Origin of the sequence: Rathayibacter sp. Leaf185, from assembly GCF_001423885.1 — a bacterium.
Classification (GTDB): Bacteria; Actinomycetota; Actinomycetes; order Actinomycetales; family Microbacteriaceae; genus Rathayibacter.
In genome coordinates, this window is the sequence record NZ_LMPP01000003.1 from 250,127 (window position 1) to 267,952 (window position 17,826).

Below are 17,826 nucleotides of genomic sequence, written 5' to 3' on the forward strand. Positions count from 1 at the left end.
TCGCTGCGGCGGAACTACGCCCCAAAACCGGGGAAGGAGGACGCCTCGGCCGACACCGGCTGGGTGTCGAGGTCGCGGAGCTGGCCCTCGATGTAGCTCTTCAGCTTCTGGCGGTACTCGCGCTCGAAGGTGCGGAGACCGTCGATGCGCTCCTCGACCGCGGCGCGCTCCTCGTCGAGCTTGGCGATCTGCGCGCGCTGCTTGGCCTCGGCCTCGGCGACGAGACGGGCGGCCGTGGCACGCCCCTCTGCTACCAGGGCGTCACGCTTCTCTGCACCCTCGCGGACGTGCTCCTCGTGGAGACGACGAGCGAGCTGCAGGAGTCCGCTGGAGCTCTCGGCCTCGTCGACCGGAGCGGCCTGCGAGGCGACGGGAGCGACGACCGGTGCGGGAGCCGGCTCGGGCTCGGGTTCCGGCTCGGGCTCCGGAGCGGGAGCCTCGTCGACGACCGGGGCCGGCGCGTCGGCTGCTCCGCCGTCGCGCTGGAGGTCGGAGATGCGGGAGTCGCCGGCGGAGAGGCGCTGGCGCAGCTCCTCGTTCTCCTGGTTCAGGCGGCGCAGCTCGACGACGACCTCGTCGAGGAAGTCGTCGACCTCGTCCTGGTCGTATCCCTCACGGAACTTGGTCGGCTGGAACCGCTTATTGACAACATCTTCGGGAGTGAGCGCCATGGCTTTCCACCTTCGATTTCAAGTAGGTACACGTTGACAAACGTTCGACTAAAGCTAGCAACTTCGAGCCCGAGGCGCAGTGCGAGCACCGCGGGCGACGTCCGGTCTGCGCCGACGATACGGCGCCGACGATGCAGGGTTCCCCTGCACGACGATCGATCCTACCGGGGCGACAGCGCCGAGGGCGACAGCACACGCACGGCGGGCACCCGGCCGACGCCACCCGGAGGGCGGCGACCGGGTGTCACGCGGCCTGGAGCCAGGTGGCGATGTACATGCCGACGATGACGCAGAGCATGGTGAGGCTCCAGCCGAAGTCGAGCGCGATCGGTCCGATCGAGACCGGCTTGATCAGCCGGCGGAAGAACGCGATCGGCGGATCCGTGACGGTGTAGACCGTCTCCGCGGCGACGAGGCCGACCCCGCGTGGACGCCAGTCGCGACGGATCACACGGACCAGGTCGAGGACGAACCGGGCCCACATCGCGAAGAAGTAGAGCAGGAGGAGGAAGTAGAGGACGCTCCCGAGGAGCGAGACGACGGAGTTCACCGCGGAACAGGGCTCCCGCGATCAGGACTTCGCGAAGAACGACGCGTCGGCGTCGCTCTCGGCGGAAGCCGAATCGCCGGCGACCGTGATGTGCGACGGCGAGAGAAGGAAGACCTTGCTCGTCACACGCTCGATCCGGCCGTAGAGGCCCTGCGAGAGTCCGCTCGCGAAGTCGATGAGACGACGGGCGTCCGCATCGCTCATCTGCGAGAGGTTGATGATCACCGGGATGCCGTCGCGGAAGTTCTCGGCGATGACCTGGGCGTCGCGGTACTGCTTGGGGTGGACGGTGAGGATCTCGTTCATCTCGGCGTGTGCCGTCGCCTTCGGGGTCTGGGGGGTGGGCTTGCGGAGCGGGGTGACCGTCGCGCGGGGCTGCGGGGTCTGCTCGACCGGGGGGACGGGCTGGACCGGGGAGACCGGTGCGCGATGGGCAGTGGCGGGAGCCGCCTCGACGGTGTCGGCGCGCTCGTACTCGATCTCCTCGTCGGCGAGTCCGAGGTAGACCATCGTCTTCTTCAGCGGGTTGGCCATGGGTGTCCTCCGTGTCGTCGTCACTCCCACGGGTGGATCGTGCGCGGGTGGATCGCGCACAGGTGGGTCGTGACGAGATTACGGGCGAGCGGGCCGATTGCCGGTGATTGCGGAACCGATTCGCAGGTGTGTCGCGCCCTCGGCGATCGCCTCCGCGAAGTCGTTCGACATGCCGGCCGAGATGGCGCTCGCCGCCGGATCGACGGCGCGCACGCGCTCCGAGAGCACGCGCAGGCGGGCGAACGCGGCGCGCGGCTCCTCGCCGAGCGGAGCGACGGCCATCACGCCGCGCAGGACCAGACCGGGAGCCGCGACGAGGGCGTCCGCGAGCGCGTCGACGTCGACCGGGGCGGCTCCTCCGCGACCCGGATCCCCGCTCAGGTCGACCTGGAGGAACACGTCGAGGGGGTCGCCCTCGGCGATATCGAGCAGCGGGACCAGGGCGAGTCGGTCGACCGAGTGCACCGCGTCGGCGTAGCGCCGGACCTGCCGCGCCTTCTTGCTCTGCAGCTGCCCGATGAAGTGCCACCGGGCCGCCGTGCCCTCGAGGACGGCGGCCTTCTCCTGCGCCTCCTGGTGCCGGTTCTCTCCGAAGTCGACGACCCCCAGCTCGAGGAGGCCCTGGAGGAGCTCGACGGGGTGGAACTTCGTCACCACGATCGTCGTGAGCTCCGACGGATCACGGCCGACCGAGCGGGCCGCGTCGGCGACCCGCTCGGAGACGGCGCTCCAGCGCTCGGACAGCCCCGGATCGACCACGACGACTACTTGAGGAAGTCGGGGATGTCCAGGTCGCTCTCGTCGTCGTCGAACGACGGGTCGGCGACCGGGGCGGGGGCGGCGACCGGCGTGCTCGACCAGATCGAGCCGGCGGCCGGCGTGGCGACCGGAGCGGGAGCGGGCTCCGCGGCGCTCTCGGCGGGAGCGCTCTGCTGCGCGCGCGGCTGAGCGAGCTGGGCAGGCGCCTGAGCACCGGGCTCTCCGCCGTCGAAGCCCGCCGCGATGACCGTGACGCGCACCTCGTCACCGAGGGTGTCGTCGATGACCGCACCGAAGATGATGTTCGCCTCGGGGTGCACCGCCTCCTGGACCAGCCGGGCGGCGTCGTTGATCTCGAAGATGCCGAGGTTCGACCCGCCCTGGATCGAGAGGAGCACGCCGTGCGCGCCGTCGATGCTGGCCTCGAGCAGCGGTGAGGCGACCGCCAGCTCGGCGGCCTTGATCGCCCGATCGGCTCCGCGGGAGGAGCCGATGCCCATCAGCGCCGAACCCGCGCCCTGCATGACCGACTTCACGTCGGCGAAGTCGAGGTTGATGAGACCCGGGGTCGTGATGAGGTCGGTGATGCCCTGGACACCGGCGAGGAGCACCTGGTCGGCGGTCGCGAACGCCTCCAGCATCGAGATGCCGCGGTCGCTGATCTCGAGGAGGCGGTCGTTGGGGACGACGATGAGGGTGTCGACCTCGTTCTTCAGGGTCGCGACACCCGCCTCGGCCTGAGTCTGACGGCGACGGCCCTCGAAGCCGAACGGCTTCGTGACCACACCGATGGTGAGAGCGCCGATCGACTTCGCGATGCGCGCGACGACGGGGGCACCGCCGGTGCCCGTTCCGCCGCCCTCGCCCGCGGTGACGAAGACCATGTCGGCACCCGCGAGCACCTCCTCGATCTCCTCCGCGTGGTCCTCGGCGGCGCGACGGCCGACCTCGGGGTCGGCGCCGGCGCCGAGTCCGCGGGTGAGCTCGCGTCCGACGTCGAGCTTGACGTCGGCGTCACTGAGCAGGAGCGCCTGTGCGTCGGTGTTGATGGCGATGAATTCGACGCCGCGCAGGCCGAGTTCGATCATGCGGTTGACGGCGTTGACGCCGCCACCGCCGATGCCGACGACCTTGATCACGGCGAGATAGTTCTGGTTTGACGTCACGTCTCCGGCCTCCGGGCTGAACCTTAAACCTGTAGTTGAGGCTTAAAGTTATACTGAGTATGCATGTGGGGTTCGTCTGACGGTAGGCGGAGTGCGTCGCTGCCCCCAGCAGACACGCCCGCATTCGGCAAAGAGCCGACCGGATCCGCTCTCATCGGGGCGCGGTGACCGCGGCCTGCGGTGATGAGACGTCATAGGTCCTGACAGTGGCCGGATCCGCGGCGGCCATCAGCTTCTCGAGCACGACAGCCTTCAGCGCCGACTGGTCGGACCCGCCCCACATCACGACGGAGCCGTTCGAGAGCGTCAGCGCGACGTCGTCGCCCGTGGTCGCCGCAACGGCAGTCACCTGACCGGCCAGGCTGGCGGGGACGGTGCGAAGCACCTGTGCGATCACCCGGAAGGCGGCTCCGGAGGCGCCCCCCGTCGGCGTCGTGACGATCGGGTAGCCCGGCTGAGCGGCGTCCGCCGTCTCGATGACGACTCCTGCCGCATCGACGAGGTCGAAGCGCCCCGCGTTCGCGAAGACGGCGATCGGGGTGCGCTCGACCACGGTGACGACGAGGGTGCTCGGCGGGCGGGTCTGCACCGAGTAGCTCTGCACGAGCGGATACGCGCCGAGCACGGCTCCCACCTCCGATCGGTCGACGAGAGTGAGCGGTACGCCGATCTGATCCGACAGCGACGCCTGGATCTCGCCGGCACTGACGCGCTGCGTCCCCGAGATCTCGATCGTCCTGACCGCCATGAGTGGCGAGTACGCGGCGATCGCCACGATGAGCGCGAGGACCGCGAGGGATCCGGCGGTGACCAGCGCGATGGTGCGCCGGCGACGGGCGCGCTTGGTGAAGCGCCGGACCTCGCCTCGCTCGAACCGTCGCCGCTCCTTCGCCGCTCGGGCGACGTCGCGGCGCTCTCCGCCCGGCAGCCGGACGCTGCCGAGCCGTGCTCCGACCCGTGCCCCCGCCGACGGACGAGCAGGCGCTTCGGGCGTCGGAGCCGGCGCCTTCTTCACCGTGAGCGGCGAGACGATGCGGATCGGCTCCGTGGGTTCTCCGCTCGACGCGGTCTCCGCCGGTTCGACGCGGCCCGGCGGCCGAGCCGGTCGGACGCCGTCGGGGCGCTTCATGCGCTGCTCCTGGAGACCTGGCCCCGGGTCATCGAGCGACCGGAGCGCCCTCGCTCGCTCCGAGCGATTCGAGCAGCTGCGGGATGATCCGGTACACGTCGCCGCAGCCGAGGGTGATCACGAAGTCGCCCTCTCGCGCGATCTCGGCGGTGCGGCGGGCCGCCTCCTCCCAGTCGGCGAGGAACGTCACGTGCGACGGGTCGGCGAACTTCCCGCTGACGAGGGCGCCGGTGACGCCGGGCTCCGGATCCTCTCGCGCGCCGTAGACGTCGAGGACGACGGTCTCGTCGGCGTAGAGCTCGAGCGCCTCGGCGAACTCCCGGGCGAAGAGCCTCGTGCGGCTGTAGAGGTGGGGCTGGTGGACGGCGATGATGCGCCCCTCCCCTACGACGGTGCGCGCGGCGGAGAGCGCGGCCGCCACCTCGGTGGGGTGGTGCGCGTAGTCGTCGTAGACGCTGACACCGCGGACCGAGCCGTGCAGCTCGAAGCGGCGCTCCGTGCCTCCGAAGGCCGCGATCGCCTCGAGCGACGCGGCGGGCTCGAAGCCGAGGCCGACCAGGACCGCGAAGGCGCCGGCAGCGTTGACGGCGTTGTGGCGACCGGGGATGCGCAGGCGTGCGGAGTAGCGGCGGCCCTCGTACTCGAGGGAGAAGCCGACCGGGCCGACGAGCTCCAGGTCGACGACACGGACGTCGGCGCCCTCCGCCTCGCCGAAGGTGAGGACCCGCTTCCCCGAGAGCTTCTCGGACACGCGGACGGCACCGGGATCGTCGGAGGAGACGACCACGAGCTCGCCGGCGTTCGACGCGAAGGTGACGAACGCCTCCTCGAACGCCTCGAGCGAGCCGTAGTGGTCGAGGTGGTCGGGATCGACGTTGGTGATCAGCGTCACCGCCGCGTCGTAGAGGAGGAAGCTGCCGTCGGACTCGTCGGCCTCGACGACGAAGACCTCGCCCGACCCCGCGGCGGAGGAGGTGCCGAGGCTCTCGATGATGCCGCCGTTGACGAAGCTGGGGTCGGCATCGACGCCGAGGAGCCCGGTGACGATCATGCCGGTGGAGGTCGTCTTGCCGTGCGCGCCGGCGACGGCGACGAGCCGGTGCCCGCGGACCAGCCAGGCGAGCGCCTGCGACCGGTGCAGCACGGGGAGGCCGCGCTCCTTGGCGAGCAGGTACTCCGGATTGTCCTGCCAGAGCGCGGAGGTGACGACGACCGCCTCCGCGTCGCCGAGGTGGGCCGCGTCGTGCCCGATGGCGACTGGGATGCCGAGCTCGCGGAGCTGCTCGATCGGGTGCGACTCGCGCACGTCGGAGCCCGTGACGCGGTGACCGGCGTGGTGGAAAAGGCGCGCTATGCCGCTCATCCCCGACCCGCCGATGCCGATGAAGTGGACCGAGCCGAGCTCGTCGGGGACGGTGATGCCGAGGTCGGGCTTGATCACGGTGCTCTCGCTTTCGGATGGTCGACAGGGCGCGAGAGGTGCCGCGCGCCCCGCGCCGGATCAGTGTAGACGGTGACCGGGAGGGGTTCTCCGAGCCGCGCGGACGGGCGTCATCGACGCGACTGCAGCGCGAGCTCGACCAGGTCGACGAGCCGCTCGGAGCCGTCGCGGACGCCGACCGACGCGGCCTTCCGGCCCATCTCGTCGCGGCGGGAGGCGTCCTGGAGCAGGGGGACGAGGGAGTCGTCGACCCACCCGGGCAGGAACGCGGCGTCCTCGACGAGCACCGCTCCCCCGGCGTCGACCACTCCCCGCGCGTTGAAGCGCTGCTCGCCGTTGCCGACCGGGTACGGGATGTAGACCGCCGGCAGGCCGAGGGCGCTCAGCTCGCTGACCGTCGCGGCGCCGGCGCGGGAGACGGCGAGGTCGGCGGCCGAAAGGGCGAGGTCCATCCGGTCGCAGTAGGACAGGAGGTGGTAGCCGGCGATGCCGGGATCGGTGATCTCGGCGCGGTCGCCCGTGATGTGCAGGATCTGGAAACCGGTCGCCAGGACGGCCGACGCGGAGGCGTGCACCGTCGCGTTGATCCGCCGGGCGCCGAGCGACCCGCCGGTGACGAGCAGGGTGGGGCGCGCGGGGTCGAGGCCGAACTCGCGCACCGCCTCCTCGCGCCGCGCCGCGCGGTCGAGGTCCGCGATCTCGCGCCGGAGCGGCATGCCGACGGTCCGTGCGTGCGGCAGCGGGGTGCCGTCGAACGCGACGCCGACCCACGGCGTCCCGCGGGCTCCGAGTCTGTTGGCGAGGCCCGGGCGGGCGTTCGCCTCGTGCACGACGAAAGGGACGCGGGCGCGGCGGGCCGCGAGGTAGGCGGGAGCGGCGGCGTACCCACCGAAGCCGACGACGGCGTCGATCCGGCGCTCCCGGATCGTGCGGACGATGCCGTCGACCGTGGCGCGGAACGCGGCGGGGAAGCGCAGCGCGGCGGGGTTCGGCCGGCGCGGGAACGGCAGGCGCGGGATCACCGAGAGCTCGTAGCCGCGGAGCGGGACGAGTCGCGCCTCGAGCCCCTCGGCCGTGCCGAGCACGAGCACCTCGTCGTCGGATCGGCGCGCGCGGATCTCGTCGGCGGTCGCGAGCAGAGGATTGACATGGCCGGCGGTCCCGCCGCCGGCCAGCAGGAAGCGGGTCACTTCCCGCTCACCTCGTCGTGGCGGCGGCCGGCGCCGAGCACGGGCAGCGGCGCCGTCTGCGTGCGCGCGAACGAGAGGACGACTCCGATCGCGATCAGCGAGCTGACCAGCGCCGTGCCTCCGGAGGAGATGAGCGGCAAGGGGACCCCGAGCACCGGGAGCACCCCCAGCACCACGCCGATGTTGACGAACGCCTGGCCGATGAGCCAGACCATCACGGCGCCCGTGGCGATGCGGACGAAGGGATCGGTCGAGGAGTGGATCACTCGGAAGAAGGCGACGGCGAGCACCACGAAGAGGGCGAGGACCACGATCGCGCCGATCAGGCCGAGCTCCTCGCCGATGATGGCGAAGATGTAGTCGTTGTCGGCGGCCGGGAGCCACGACCACTTCGCCTTCGAGTTCCCGAGGCCGACTCCGAAGATCCCGCCGGAGGCCATCGCCCAGGTGCCGTGGACGGGCTGCCAGCACGAGTTCTGGTACTCCTCGCTGTTCGAGCAGTCGCCGAGGAACGACATGATCCGGGTGAGCCGGTTCTCGCTCGAGACTGCGAAGAGAACGGCTCCGACGGCGCCGACGACCACGATGGGGATGATCACCCGCATCCGCATGTTCGCGTAGAAGAGCGCCGCGAGCACGATGCCCGCCATGATCACGACGGTGCCGAGGTCGCCGCCGAGGAGGACGAGCCCGATCGACCCGCCCGCGACGATGCCGACCGGGATCAGCGCGTCCTTCCAATCCTCCGGACCGCGGTAGCGACGGGCGAGGAGGAGTCCGAGCCAGAGTGCGAGACCGAGCTTGATGAGCTCGGACGGCTGCATGGTGAACCCGCCGAAACGGAGCCAGTTGGTGTTGCCGCCGACCGACCAGCCCAGAGGAGTGAAGACGACCAGCACCTGCAGGAAGCATCCGATGCCGAGTATCGCCGGCGTCGCCTTCTTCCAGAAGACGAGCGGCAGCCGCGAGACGACCAGCATCAGCGGAACGCCGAGCAGCGCGAAGCCGCCCTGGCGGTAGAAGCCGCCGAACGAGTCGTCGCTGCTGATGTAGGACGTGACCGAGGAGGAGGACAGCACCATCGTCAGCCCGAAGAGCACGAGGAAGAGCGTCGTGCCGAAGAGCAGGTAGAAGTTGGGCGACTCCGACGCGAAGACCCGAGAGAGCACGATCCGCGCGGTGCGCGCACCGCCCTTCCTGGCTCCGGCGCCCTTCGCGGAGCCGGCCTTCTCAGTCCGGGAGCGACCCGGGAGTCTGCTCGTCGTCGGAGCGGTCATCGGCCCCTCCTCCCAGATACGTCGTCACCGCGGCCGCGAACGAGCGGCCTCGAGCCGCGTAGTCGCGGAACTGGTCCATCGACGCCGCAGCGGGCGCGAGCAGAACGACGTCGCCCGGAAGGGCCAGCATCGCCGCGGCCTCGACGGCCGCCTGCATCACGGCCCCAGTCTCATCCGCCGCCACCTCGGTGACGGGGAGTTCGGGCGCGTGTCGCTGGAATGCCTCGAGGACCGCCGCGCGGTCGACTCCGATGATCACCGCGCCCCGGAGCCTGCCGACGTGAGCGGCAACGAGGGAGCCGACGTCGACGCCCTTCAGCAGGCCGCCGACCAGCCAGACCACCGAGGGATACGCACGGAGGGAGGCGTCGGCCGCGTGCGGATTCGTCGCCTTGGAGTCGTCGACCCACGTCACCCCTGCGCTCTCGGCCACCACCTGGATACGGTGCGCGTCGAGCTCGAACGTCGACAGCGCGCGACGGATCGCGCCGGGCTCGATACCGCACGCCCGCGAGAGCGCGGCGGCGGCGAGGATGTTCTGCACGATGTGGGGTGCTGCGAGGTGGCGCGCGGCCAGCTCGTCGACCGTGGCGATCTCGAGGGCGTTCGTCCGGCGGTCCTCGAGGAACGCGCGGTCGCAGAGGATCCCGTCGACGATGCCGAAGTCGCTCGGGCCGGGGACGCCGAGCCCGAAGCCGATGGCGCGCGCACCCTCGACCACCTCGGCGTCGAGGACCATCTGCTCGGTCGCCGCGTCGGAGCGGTTGTAGACGCAGGCGACCCGGGTGTTCGCGTAGACCTTGGCCTTCGCCGCGCGGTACTCCTCGAACGACCCGTGCCAGTCGAGGTGGTCCTCGGCGATGTTGAGGCAGGCGCTCGCGATCGGCTCTATCGCGCCGAGGTAGTGCAGCTGGTAGCTCGAGAGCTCGACGACGAGCACGTCGAAGCCCTGCGGATCGCGCACGGCGTCGAGCACCGGGATGCCGATGTTGCCGCACGGGGCGGCGCGGAGCCCGCCGGCCACGAGCATGCTCGCCGTCAGCTGCACCGTCGTGGTCTTGCCGTTCGTGCCCGTGACGGCGATCCACTCCGCGGGGGCGCCGTCCGGGCCCGTCACCTTGTCGCGCACGCGCCAGGCCAGCTCGACGTCCCCCCACAGGGCGATTCCGGACGAGACGGCCCATTCGACGATCGGATGCGTCGGGCGGAAGCCGGGCGAGACGATCACGAGCTCCGGGTCGAAGGCGGTGAGCTGCTCCGGCACGGCGTCGAGGCGCTCCGCGCGGTGCAGACGCGCGCCGATCACCTCGAGGAGGCGCTCGCGCTGCTCGTCGGCGCGATCGGCGAGGACGAGGACGTCGGAGCCGAGCTCGGTCAGCGTATCGGCGACCGAGAAACCGGTCACTCCGAGTCCGAGCACGGCGACGCGCAGACCGCGCCAGTCGGAGTGCCAGCTGCGGAGCGCATCGAGGCGGGCGACGAGAGCGGGATCGGTCATGCCAGGGAGAGCCATTCGAGGTAGAAGAGCCCGACGCCTGCGGCGACGAGGATGCCGGCGATGATCCAGAAGCGGACCACCACCGTGATCTCGGCCCAGCCCTTGAGCTCGAAGTGGTGGTGGAGCGGGCTCATCAGGAAGATGCGCTTGCCCCGGGTGATCTTGAAGTAGATCCGCTGCAGGATGACCGAGCCGGTGACGATCACGAAGAGGCCGCCGATCAGGATGACGAGCAGCTCGGTGCGGGTCAGGATGGCGAGGGCCGCGAGGGCGCCGCCGAGGCCGAGCGACCCGGTGTCGCCCATGAAGATCTGTGCCGGCGAGGTGTTCCACCAGAGGAATCCGACGAGCGCGCCCGAGATGGCCGCGGCGATGATCGCGAGGTCGAAGGGGTCGCTGACCTGATAGCACTTGTCGGCCACTTCGGGGTTCAGCTGCGCGTCGAAGCACCACTGGTTCGACTGCCAGAAGCCGATGATCACGTAGGAGCCGATGGCCAGGATCGACGAGCCGGTCGCGAGGCCGTCCAGTCCGTCGGCCACGTTCACGCCGTTCGACGTGCTCGTCACGATCACGCAGATCCACAGCACGAAGAGCCCGATGCCGATCCAGCCGAGCGAGGCGAAGTCGAGCGGCAGATCGCGGATGAACGAGATCGAGGTGGAGGCCGGTGTCAGGCCGTTGGAGTCGCGCACCATGATCGCGATCACGGCGAAGGCCGCCGCGACGATCACCTGACCCGCGATCTTGGCCCAACCGCCGAGCCCGAGACTGCGCTGATTGCGGGTCTTGAGGAAGTCGTCGAGGAAGCCGACGAGGCCGAGCCCGACCATCATGAAGAGCACGAGCAGTGCCGACGGAGCGATCGCCCGGTTGCCGAACAGCATCGCGAGGAAGTATCCCGCGACGGTGGCGAAGATGATGACGATGCCGCCCATCGTCGCCGTGCCGTGCTTGACGTGGTGCGACTTCGGTCCGTCCTCGCGGATGAACTGACCCCACTTGAGCCTGTGGAAGAGGCGGATGAACAGCGGCGTCAGCAGCAGCGTGAAGGCGCCGGAGAAGGCTCCGGCCAGGAGGAGTGCTCTCATCGGTGGCGCTCCCCCAGTCGGTCGCCGAGGAATCGCAGGCCGGCGGAGTTCGACGACTTCACCAGCACGGTGTCTCCGCTCTGCAGGTAGCCGTCGAGGACGTCGAACGCCTCGTCGGCGGTCTCGACGAAGACGGACTCGCCGCTCCAGGAGCCCTCGCGCTCGGCCGCCACGTGGATGCGGCGCGCTCCGGCGCCGACCACGACGATCTGCGCGATGTTGAGGCGGACGGCGAGCAGGCCGATCCGGTCGTGCTCCTCGTCGGCCCACTCCCCGAGCTCGCTCATCTCGCCGAGGACCGCGACGGTGCGGCCCTCCGGCTTCCTGATCTGGGCGAGGGTCCGCAGTGCGGCGGCGGTGGAGTCGGGGGACGCGTTGTACGCGTCGTTGACGACGGTCACGTCCGGGCCGCCGAGGACCTGCATCCGCCAGCGCTCGGCGAGCGTGACGGTGGAGAGTGCCTCGACCACGGCGTCGAGCGGCACGCCGACCGAGAGCGCGGCGGCCGTCGCGGCGAGGGCGTTCATGACGTGGTGCTCGCCGAGCACCCGGAGGAACAGCTCGGCGCTGCCCGGCTCCCGACCCTCGCCCGCGGTCACCTGGATCGTGAAGCGGGTGCCCTCAGCCGAGGACTCGACGTCGACGGCCCGCACGTCGGCGCCCTCGCCTCTGCCGAACCAGAGCACGCGGGCGGCGGTGCGGTGCGCCATCGAGGCGACACGGCCGTCGTCGATGTTGAGGACCGCGACGTCGTCGGCGGTGAGGTCGGCGACCATCTCGGTCTTCGCCTCGAGGGTGCGCTCGATCCCGCCGAACTCGCCGGCGTGCGCCAGCCCCACGGCGAGGACGACGCCCACGTCGGGCTTGGCCATCCGCACGAGGCGGCGGATCTCGCCCACGGCGCTGGCACCCATCTCGGCGACGAGGAACCGCGTCGACTCCGAGACCTGGAGCATCGTGATCGGAGCGCCGACCTCGTTGTTGAACGAGCCGCGGGGAGCGACGGTCTCTCCGACCCGCTCGAGCACGGTGCGCAGCAGGTTCTTCGTGGTCGTCTTGCCGTTCGAGCCGGTCACGCCGATGACGGTGAGACCGCCGAGCGCGCGCACCCGGCGGACGACCTCGGTCGCCAGGGCGCCCAGAGCCTCGACGGAGTCGTCGACGAGCACCTGGGGCACGTCGAGGTCGAGCGGTCGCTCGACGATGAGGAGCGCGGCGCCGTTCTCGACGGCGACCGGCGCGAAGAGGTGGCCGTCGGTGTGCTCGCCGCGCTTGGCGACGAAGACGCCGCCCGGCACGATCTCGCGCGAGTCGGTCTCGGTCGGGCCGTCGATGACGGTCGAGGCGTTCGAGGACGCGCCGGCGAGGTGCAGGCGACCGGAGACGGCCGCGGCGATCTCGGTGAGGGTCAGGGCGATCATCTAGAGCCAGCCCGCCTCGCGCAGGGCCTGACGGACGTCGTCTCGGGCCGAATACGGCATGTGCACTCCTGCGATCTCCTGGTAGTCCTCGTGGCCCGGTCCGGCGTAGAGGATCGAATCGCCCTCGCGCGCGAGCGCGACGGCGGCGCGCACGGCGGCACGCGGGTCGGGGATCTCGTGGATCTCCCGGTCGGGGACGGCTGAGGCCGCCGACTGGACGAGAACCGCGCGGATGGCCGCCGGATCCTCCCAGCGCGGGTGGAAGTCGGTCACGACGACGACGTCGGAGAGACGAGCGGCGATCGCGCCCATCTCGGCGCGCTTGGTCGTGTCGCGGTCGCCGTCGGCTCCGAACACCATGATCAAGCGGCCGGGCGTGAGGGCGCGCAGGGCCTCGAGGGCGTTGGCGAAGGCGTCGGGAGTGTGCCCGTAGTCGACGTAGACGCTGGGTCCGCGATCCCCCGAGACGCGCTCGGCGCGACCCGGGATGTACACGTCGAGCCGGCTCTCCTCGAGCGCGTGCGCGATCGCCTCGAGGTCGAAGCCGGACTCGACGAGCATCACGATCGCCAGGGCCGCGTTCGCCGCCATGTACCAGCCGATCAGCGGGATGGTCACCTCGACCGAGCGGTTCTCGGGCCCGTCGAGGCGGAAGGTCGTGCCCTCGGACGTGCCGGCGACGACGGTCATCGACCAGTCGGCCTCGTGCGCGGGCGCGACGCCGACGACCGGCGAGCTCGCGAGGGTGGTCACGGGGATCCGGCTGCGCTCGGCGAGCTGCCTCCCCCAGACGCTGTCGACGGTGACGACCCCTCGGCGCGCCCGCTCCGGCTGGAACAGGTCGGCCTTCGCCTCGAAGTAGTGCTCCATGTCGGCGTAGTCGTCGAGGTGGTCGTGGCTGAGGTTGGTGAAGCCGACGACGTCGAAGACGAGGCCGTCGATCCGGTGACGCGTCAGCGCCTGCGCCGACACTTCGATGGAGACGGCCCGCACGGCCGACTCCCGCATCCGGGCGAGCAGGCCGTGCAGCTCGCTGGCCTCGGGAGTCGTCAGAGCGCTCACCACGGCGACATCGCCGATGCGCCGCTCGGCGGTCGAGCTGAGGCCCGACACGACACCGAGGCGGCGGAGGAGGGCGTCGAGCAGGTACACGACGCTGGTCTTGCCGTTCGTCCCGGTGACGCCGAAGAGCGTGGGGACGTCCTCGCGCGTGCGGTGGATCCACGCCGCGACGTCACCGAGGGCGGCTCGCGGGTCCGGCGTCACGAGCACGGGAAGTCCGGAGGACGCGGCGAGGGCCGCCCCCTCGGGATCGGTCAGGACGGCGACCGCACCCGACGCTGCTGCGTCGGCCGAGAACGCGGCGCCGTGCGCGCGACGTCCGGCGACACCGACGTACAGGTCGCCCGACTCGACCTGGCGCGAATCGAGCGTGACGCCGCTGACCTCCACGCCCTCGACGCCGCGGACGGGGCCGAGCGAGAACTCCGTCACCAGCTGCGACAGCGAACGGGGCACGGGGTGCTCCGGACGGAGGGAGGTCTGCGGGCGAGTGTCGTGCAATGCCCGCTCTTTCTCTCGATCTGGTGCTTCTGGTCTGTGCAGTTCTGGCGCGATCACCACGTGGTGGGGTACTGCACCGGCGGCACCGTCGACGGCTCCACCCTGTTCGTCTTCAGGACCTGCGTCATGACCTGCTGGAACACGGGGGCGGTCGCCTGGGACGTGTTCATCTTAACCGGATCGGCGATGGTGACCGTCACGACGTACTCCGGGTCCTCCGCCGGCGCGAGGCCGGCGAGCGAGACGGTGTAGCTCGACGAGTAGCCGCCGTTGCCGTCCGGCTGCTGCGCGGTTCCGGTCTTCGTGGCGATGTTGTAGCCGTCGACGTGGATGTAGTCGGCGAGCCATCCCTCGTTGTAATGGGTCTGCAGCATGTCGACGACGTCCTTCGCGGCCGACGGTGAGACGACCTGGGTACCGGTGGAGTCGGGCACGTCGATCACCGAGCCGTCGGCCGTCGTGCAGCCGGCGACGAGCTGTGCCGGAAGGCGCACTCCGCCGTTGCCGAGCGTCTGGTAGATCCCCGCGACCTGGACGGCGGTCGCCGAGACGCCCTGCCCGAACATGGTCGTGTAGTTCGTCTGGTTGTCCCAGTCCTGGTAGTCGGCGAGCTGGCCACCGGACTCACCGGGGAAGTCCACGGCGGTCGAGGCGCCGAGCCCGAACTTCGTCATGTAGTCGTAGCGCTTCTCTGCCGAGAGCTTCGAGCCGAGCGTCGCGATGCCCACGTTCGACGAGTCCTTGAGGATGCCCGTGAGCGTGTAGTTGGTCGGAGTGTGCGCGAAGTCGTCGCTGAACGACGCACCGTCCTTCTCGAACGTGTCGGGAATCACCGCCTGGGTGGTCGGCGTGGCGAGTCCCTGGTCGATGAGCATCGCCGCGGTCATCGGCTTGAACGTCGATCCGGGCTCGAACGGGCTCTGGAACGCGCGCGAGCCGCGATCGGCCGCCGCGCTCGCGGAGACGTTGTTGGGGTCGACCGTCGGCGTCTCGGCGACGGTCAGCAGCTTGCCGGTCTTGACCTCCTGCACGACGACGATGCCGTAGCTGCCGCCGACCTCCGCCACGCGCGCCGAGAGCACCTGCTGCGCGTAGTACTGCAGATCGGAGTCGATCGTCAGCTGCAGCTGCCCGCCGTCGACGGCGGGCGTCTCCGAGACCGTGCTGCCCGGGATCCGCACGTAGTCGGCGCTGCGCTCGTAGCTCTCGGAGCCGTTCGCGCCGGCGAGACAGGCGTTGTCGGCGTACTCCACACCCTCCTGAGCCGCACCGTCGGCGCCGACGTAGCCGACCAGGTTGCCCGCGACCGCGCCGTTGGGGTACGTGCGGCCCTGCTGCGTCTCGAAGTACGTCCACGGGATGTCGAGCGCGATGAGCTTCTGGTAGGCCTCGAGGTCGAGCCCCTCCGAGAGGATCAGGTAGTTCGCCTTCGGGTCCTGGGCGAGCGCTCCGCTCACGGCCGCGGTGATCTGCTCGACCGACTGCCCGGTGATCGCGCCGATCTCCGATGCGGCCTGCTCCACGCTGACCACGACCTCCTGGCCGTCGGGCATCTCGCGGAGGAACTCGGCCACGTTCTTGGGCGACGTCGTGAGCCGGTAGCGGGTCGTCGTGTCCGCGAGGACGGTGCCGGAGCGATCGACGATCGTGCCGCGGGTGCCGTAGGTGACGACACTGTTCGACTGGTTCTGCGCCGCCTCGTCGGTCAGCTCGTTCGCCCGGACGATCTGGATGTCGACCAGCTTTCCGATGAAGAGTCCGACGATCGCGATGATGATGACGAAGGTGACGGCGGTGCGCCTCCTGCTTGACCGGTGGTGTCTCACTGCGGAGCTGTCCTTCTTCCTCCGGGCGGCAGCGCCGTCCTTCGTCGTGGCCGTCGCGGCAGGTGTGGCGTGCGGGTCAGTGCGTGATGGGAGCCGGGAGCTCGCCCTGCAACGGTACGGCCGAGGTCGCCGAGGCCGCGGAGGACGCGCTCGCGTCGGCGGACGCGGCGGGGGGCTGGATCAGGGCGTTCGGGACGAGCGTCGAGGCGGTGGCGGCGGTGCCGACCTCGCTCGCGGCGGCCGAGGCCGGGTCACCCAGCACGGCGCCGTCCGACAGGCGGAGGTAGACCGGAGCGGTGTTCGCCACCATCCCGAGGCCCTGCGCCGCCGTCGCGAGGTTCTGCGGCGAGCTGAGCGTGTCGACCGCGTCCTGCTTCTCGGCATTGCTGCGGGTGAGCGTCTTCTGCTCGGTCTGCAGCGCCGAGATCTGGTACGCGCCCTGCGAGAGCCCGACGCTCACGAGCAGCTGCACGACGATGATCGCGAACAGGCCCGCGACGGCGACGATCCCGTAGACGAGCTTGGGGCGCGGGCTCTTCGCCGCGTCGGGGACCGCCTCGATGCGGGGCCGCTCGGTCGGGGCACCGGGCCGGGCCGGCCGTGCCTGCTCGATGGCGATGACGGGTTCGATGACTGCGGTGGCGCTCATGCGGTCCTCCTGATCCTCTCGGCCGCGCGCAGGCGCACGGGTGTTGCTCGGGGGTTGTGGGCCTTCTCGTCGTCGGACGCGAGCTCGGCGCCGCGGATGACGAGCCGGAACTCGGGTCGGTGCTCGGGGAGCTCCATCGGGAGCCCCTCGGGTGCGGTGGAGGAGGAGGCGGCCTGCAGCGCCCGCTTGACGATGCGATCCTCGAGCGACTGGTACGCCTCGACGACGATGCGTCCGCCGACCGCCACGCGGCCCAGGGCCGCGGGGATCGCCCGCTCGAGCACCGACAGCTCCTGGTTGACCTCGATGCGCAGGGCCTGGAACACCCGCTTCGCCGGGTGGCCGTTGCGCTGGATCGCGACCGGGGTCGCCGCCTGGATGATCTCGACGAGCCGGCCGGAGCGCTCGATCGGGGCGGTCGCCCGCGCCTCCACGATCCGCTTCGCATAGCGGGCGGCGAGCCGCTCCTCGCCGTACTCGTGGAAGATCCGGCGGAGGGAGATCTCGTCGTAGTCGGCGAGGATGCTCGCCGCCGTCAGCGGGGCGGTGGCATCCATCCGCATGTCGAGCGGCGCGTCCTTGGAGTAGGAGAAGCCGCGCTCGGTCTCGTCCAGCTGGAGGGAGGAGACGCCGAGGTCGAAGAGCGCGCCGTCGATCTCGTCGATGCCGAGCTCGTCGAGCACCTCGGGCAGCTCGTCGTAGACGGCGTGGACGAGGTCGATCCGCGACGCGTGCGCCGACAGACGGTCCCCCGCGAGCTCCAGCGCCTCGGGGTCGCGGTCGAGCCCGACGAGGTGCAGTCGCGGGAAGCGCTCGAGCAGGGCGAGCGAGTGGCCGCCCATGCCGAGGGTGGCGTCGACGAGGACGGCCCCGTCGCGCTCGAGGGCGGGAGCGAGCAGTTCGATGCAGCGCTCGAGCAGCACGGGGATGTGGCGCTCCTCGGTGGGGCGTGCGCCGTTCTTCTGGGAGCGTTCGGGCTTCTCGGAGGCATCGGTCATGGTGGTCCCGTCGTCCTGTTCCTGCCGCCCGATCCCCATCCAGCTCACGACCGGACACCGGGG

At 70.8% G+C, this 17,826-nt stretch carries 16 protein-coding genes; all 16 read right to left on the reverse strand.

The genetic code is table 11. The features are described from left to right. Window positions 1-14 precede the first annotated feature (14 nt). The 16 genes from ASG06_RS13510 to rsmH all read right to left on the reverse strand — a co-directional run bounded on the left by ASG06_RS13510 (window position 15) and on the right by rsmH (window position 17,763). A complete protein-coding gene (locus ASG06_RS13510; RefSeq protein WP_056043082.1) occupies window positions 15-671 on the reverse strand; it encodes a DivIVA domain-containing protein in 657 nt (218 codons plus the stop codon). Window positions 672-915: 244 nt separating this feature from the next. After that, window positions 916-1,221 (reverse strand): YggT family protein, encoded by a 306-nt coding sequence (locus ASG06_RS13515; RefSeq protein ID WP_056043086.1) that lies wholly within the window; start codon window positions 1,219-1,221, stop codon window positions 916-918. A 21-nt stretch (window positions 1,222-1,242) separates the two neighbouring features. Beyond that, window positions 1,243-1,755, reverse strand: a complete 513-nt coding sequence (locus ASG06_RS13520) for a cell division protein SepF (RefSeq protein ID WP_056043091.1) — start codon at window positions 1,753-1,755, stop codon at window positions 1,243-1,245. Between the two features lie 78 nt (window positions 1,756-1,833). Continuing rightward, window positions 1,834-2,514 (reverse strand): YggS family pyridoxal phosphate-dependent enzyme, encoded by a 681-nt coding sequence (locus ASG06_RS13525; RefSeq protein WP_056043094.1) that lies wholly within the window; start codon window positions 2,512-2,514, stop codon window positions 1,834-1,836. 5 nt (window positions 2,515-2,519) lie between these two features. Then, a complete protein-coding gene (ftsZ, locus tag ASG06_RS13530) occupies window positions 2,520-3,680 on the reverse strand; it encodes a cell division protein FtsZ (RefSeq protein ID WP_056043099.1) in 1,161 nt (386 codons plus the stop codon). A gap of 151 nt (window positions 3,681-3,831) precedes the next feature. After that, window positions 3,832-4,809, reverse strand: coding sequence for an FtsQ-type POTRA domain-containing protein (locus ASG06_RS13535; RefSeq protein ID WP_082499232.1), 978 nt, complete (start codon window positions 4,807-4,809; stop codon window positions 3,832-3,834). Window positions 4,810-4,837: 28 nt separating this feature from the next. Next, window positions 4,838-6,250 (reverse strand): UDP-N-acetylmuramate--L-alanine ligase, encoded by a 1,413-nt coding sequence (murC, locus tag ASG06_RS13540; RefSeq protein ID WP_056043102.1) that lies wholly within the window; start codon window positions 6,248-6,250, stop codon window positions 4,838-4,840. A gap of 110 nt (window positions 6,251-6,360) precedes the next feature. Beyond that, a complete protein-coding gene (locus tag ASG06_RS13545; RefSeq protein WP_056043104.1) occupies window positions 6,361-7,440 on the reverse strand; it encodes a UDP-N-acetylglucosamine--N-acetylmuramyl-(pentapeptide) pyrophosphoryl-undecaprenol N-acetylglucosamine transferase in 1,080 nt (359 codons plus the stop codon). Next, window positions 7,437-8,717, reverse strand: coding sequence for a putative lipid II flippase FtsW (ftsW, locus tag ASG06_RS13550; protein ID WP_082499233.1), 1,281 nt, complete (start codon window positions 8,715-8,717; stop codon window positions 7,437-7,439). Before ftsW ends, ASG06_RS13545 begins: the two co-directional genes overlap by 4 nt. Beyond that, window positions 8,671-10,215, reverse strand: coding sequence for a UDP-N-acetylmuramoyl-L-alanine--D-glutamate ligase (gene murD / locus ASG06_RS13555; RefSeq protein ID WP_056043108.1), 1,545 nt, complete (start codon window positions 10,213-10,215; stop codon window positions 8,671-8,673). The genes ftsW and murD overlap by 47 nt, the downstream gene beginning before the upstream one ends. Beyond that, entirely contained in the window at window positions 10,212-11,306 is a 1,095-nt protein-coding gene (gene mraY / locus ASG06_RS13560; protein ID WP_056043111.1) for a phospho-N-acetylmuramoyl-pentapeptide-transferase, read from the reverse strand. Before mraY ends, murD begins: the two co-directional genes overlap by 4 nt. Further along, window positions 11,303-12,727 (reverse strand): UDP-N-acetylmuramoyl-tripeptide--D-alanyl-D-alanine ligase, encoded by a 1,425-nt coding sequence (locus tag ASG06_RS13565; protein ID WP_056043114.1) that lies wholly within the window; start codon window positions 12,725-12,727, stop codon window positions 11,303-11,305. Before ASG06_RS13565 ends, mraY begins: the two co-directional genes overlap by 4 nt. After that, window positions 12,728-14,245, reverse strand: a complete 1,518-nt coding sequence (locus ASG06_RS13570) for a Mur ligase family protein (protein WP_231727733.1) — start codon at window positions 14,243-14,245, stop codon at window positions 12,728-12,730. 98 nt (window positions 14,246-14,343) lie between these two features. Next, window positions 14,344-16,116, reverse strand: coding sequence for a peptidoglycan D,D-transpeptidase FtsI family protein (locus ASG06_RS13575; RefSeq protein ID WP_231727735.1), 1,773 nt, complete (start codon window positions 16,114-16,116; stop codon window positions 14,344-14,346). Window positions 16,117-16,192: 76 nt separating this feature from the next. Continuing rightward, on the reverse strand, window positions 16,193-16,765 hold the full coding sequence (locus ASG06_RS13580; protein ID WP_056043120.1) for a hypothetical protein: 573 nt from the start codon (window positions 16,763-16,765) through the stop codon (window positions 16,193-16,195). After that, window positions 16,762-17,763 (reverse strand): 16S rRNA (cytosine(1402)-N(4))-methyltransferase RsmH, encoded by a 1,002-nt coding sequence (rsmH, locus tag ASG06_RS13585; RefSeq protein WP_056043123.1) that lies wholly within the window; start codon window positions 17,761-17,763, stop codon window positions 16,762-16,764. Before rsmH ends, ASG06_RS13580 begins: the two co-directional genes overlap by 4 nt. Between the last annotated feature and the right edge of the window lie 63 nt (window positions 17,764-17,826).

Bases quoted from the DNA above. Each gene is read 5' to 3' on its own strand.
- ASG06_RS13510 (WP_056043082.1), bottom strand. From the start codon at position 671: ATGGCGCTCACTCCCGAAGATGTTGTCAATAAGCGGTTCCAGCCGACC.
- ASG06_RS13520 (WP_056043091.1), bottom strand. From the start codon at position 1,755: ATGGCCAACCCGCTGAAGAAGACGATGGTCTACCTCGGACTCGCCGAC.
- ASG06_RS13535 (WP_082499232.1), bottom strand. From the start codon at position 4,809: ATGAAGCGCCCCGACGGCGTCCGACCGGCTCGGCCGCCGGGCCGCGTC.
- ftsW (WP_082499233.1), bottom strand. From the start codon at position 8,717: ATGACCGCTCCGACGACGAGCAGACTCCCGGGTCGCTCCCGGACTGAG.
- murD (WP_056043108.1), bottom strand. From the start codon at position 10,215: ATGACCGATCCCGCTCTCGTCGCCCGCCTCGATGCGCTCCGCAGCTGG.
- mraY (WP_056043111.1), bottom strand. From the start codon at position 11,306: ATGAGAGCACTCCTCCTGGCCGGAGCCTTCTCCGGCGCCTTCACGCTG.
- ASG06_RS13565 (WP_056043114.1), bottom strand. From the start codon at position 12,727: ATGATCGCCCTGACCCTCACCGAGATCGCCGCGGCCGTCTCCGGTCGC.
- ASG06_RS13580 (WP_056043120.1), bottom strand. From the start codon at position 16,765: ATGAGCGCCACCGCAGTCATCGAACCCGTCATCGCCATCGAGCAGGCA.
- rsmH (WP_056043123.1), bottom strand. From the start codon at position 17,763: ATGACCGATGCCTCCGAGAAGCCCGAACGCTCCCAGAAGAACGGCGCA.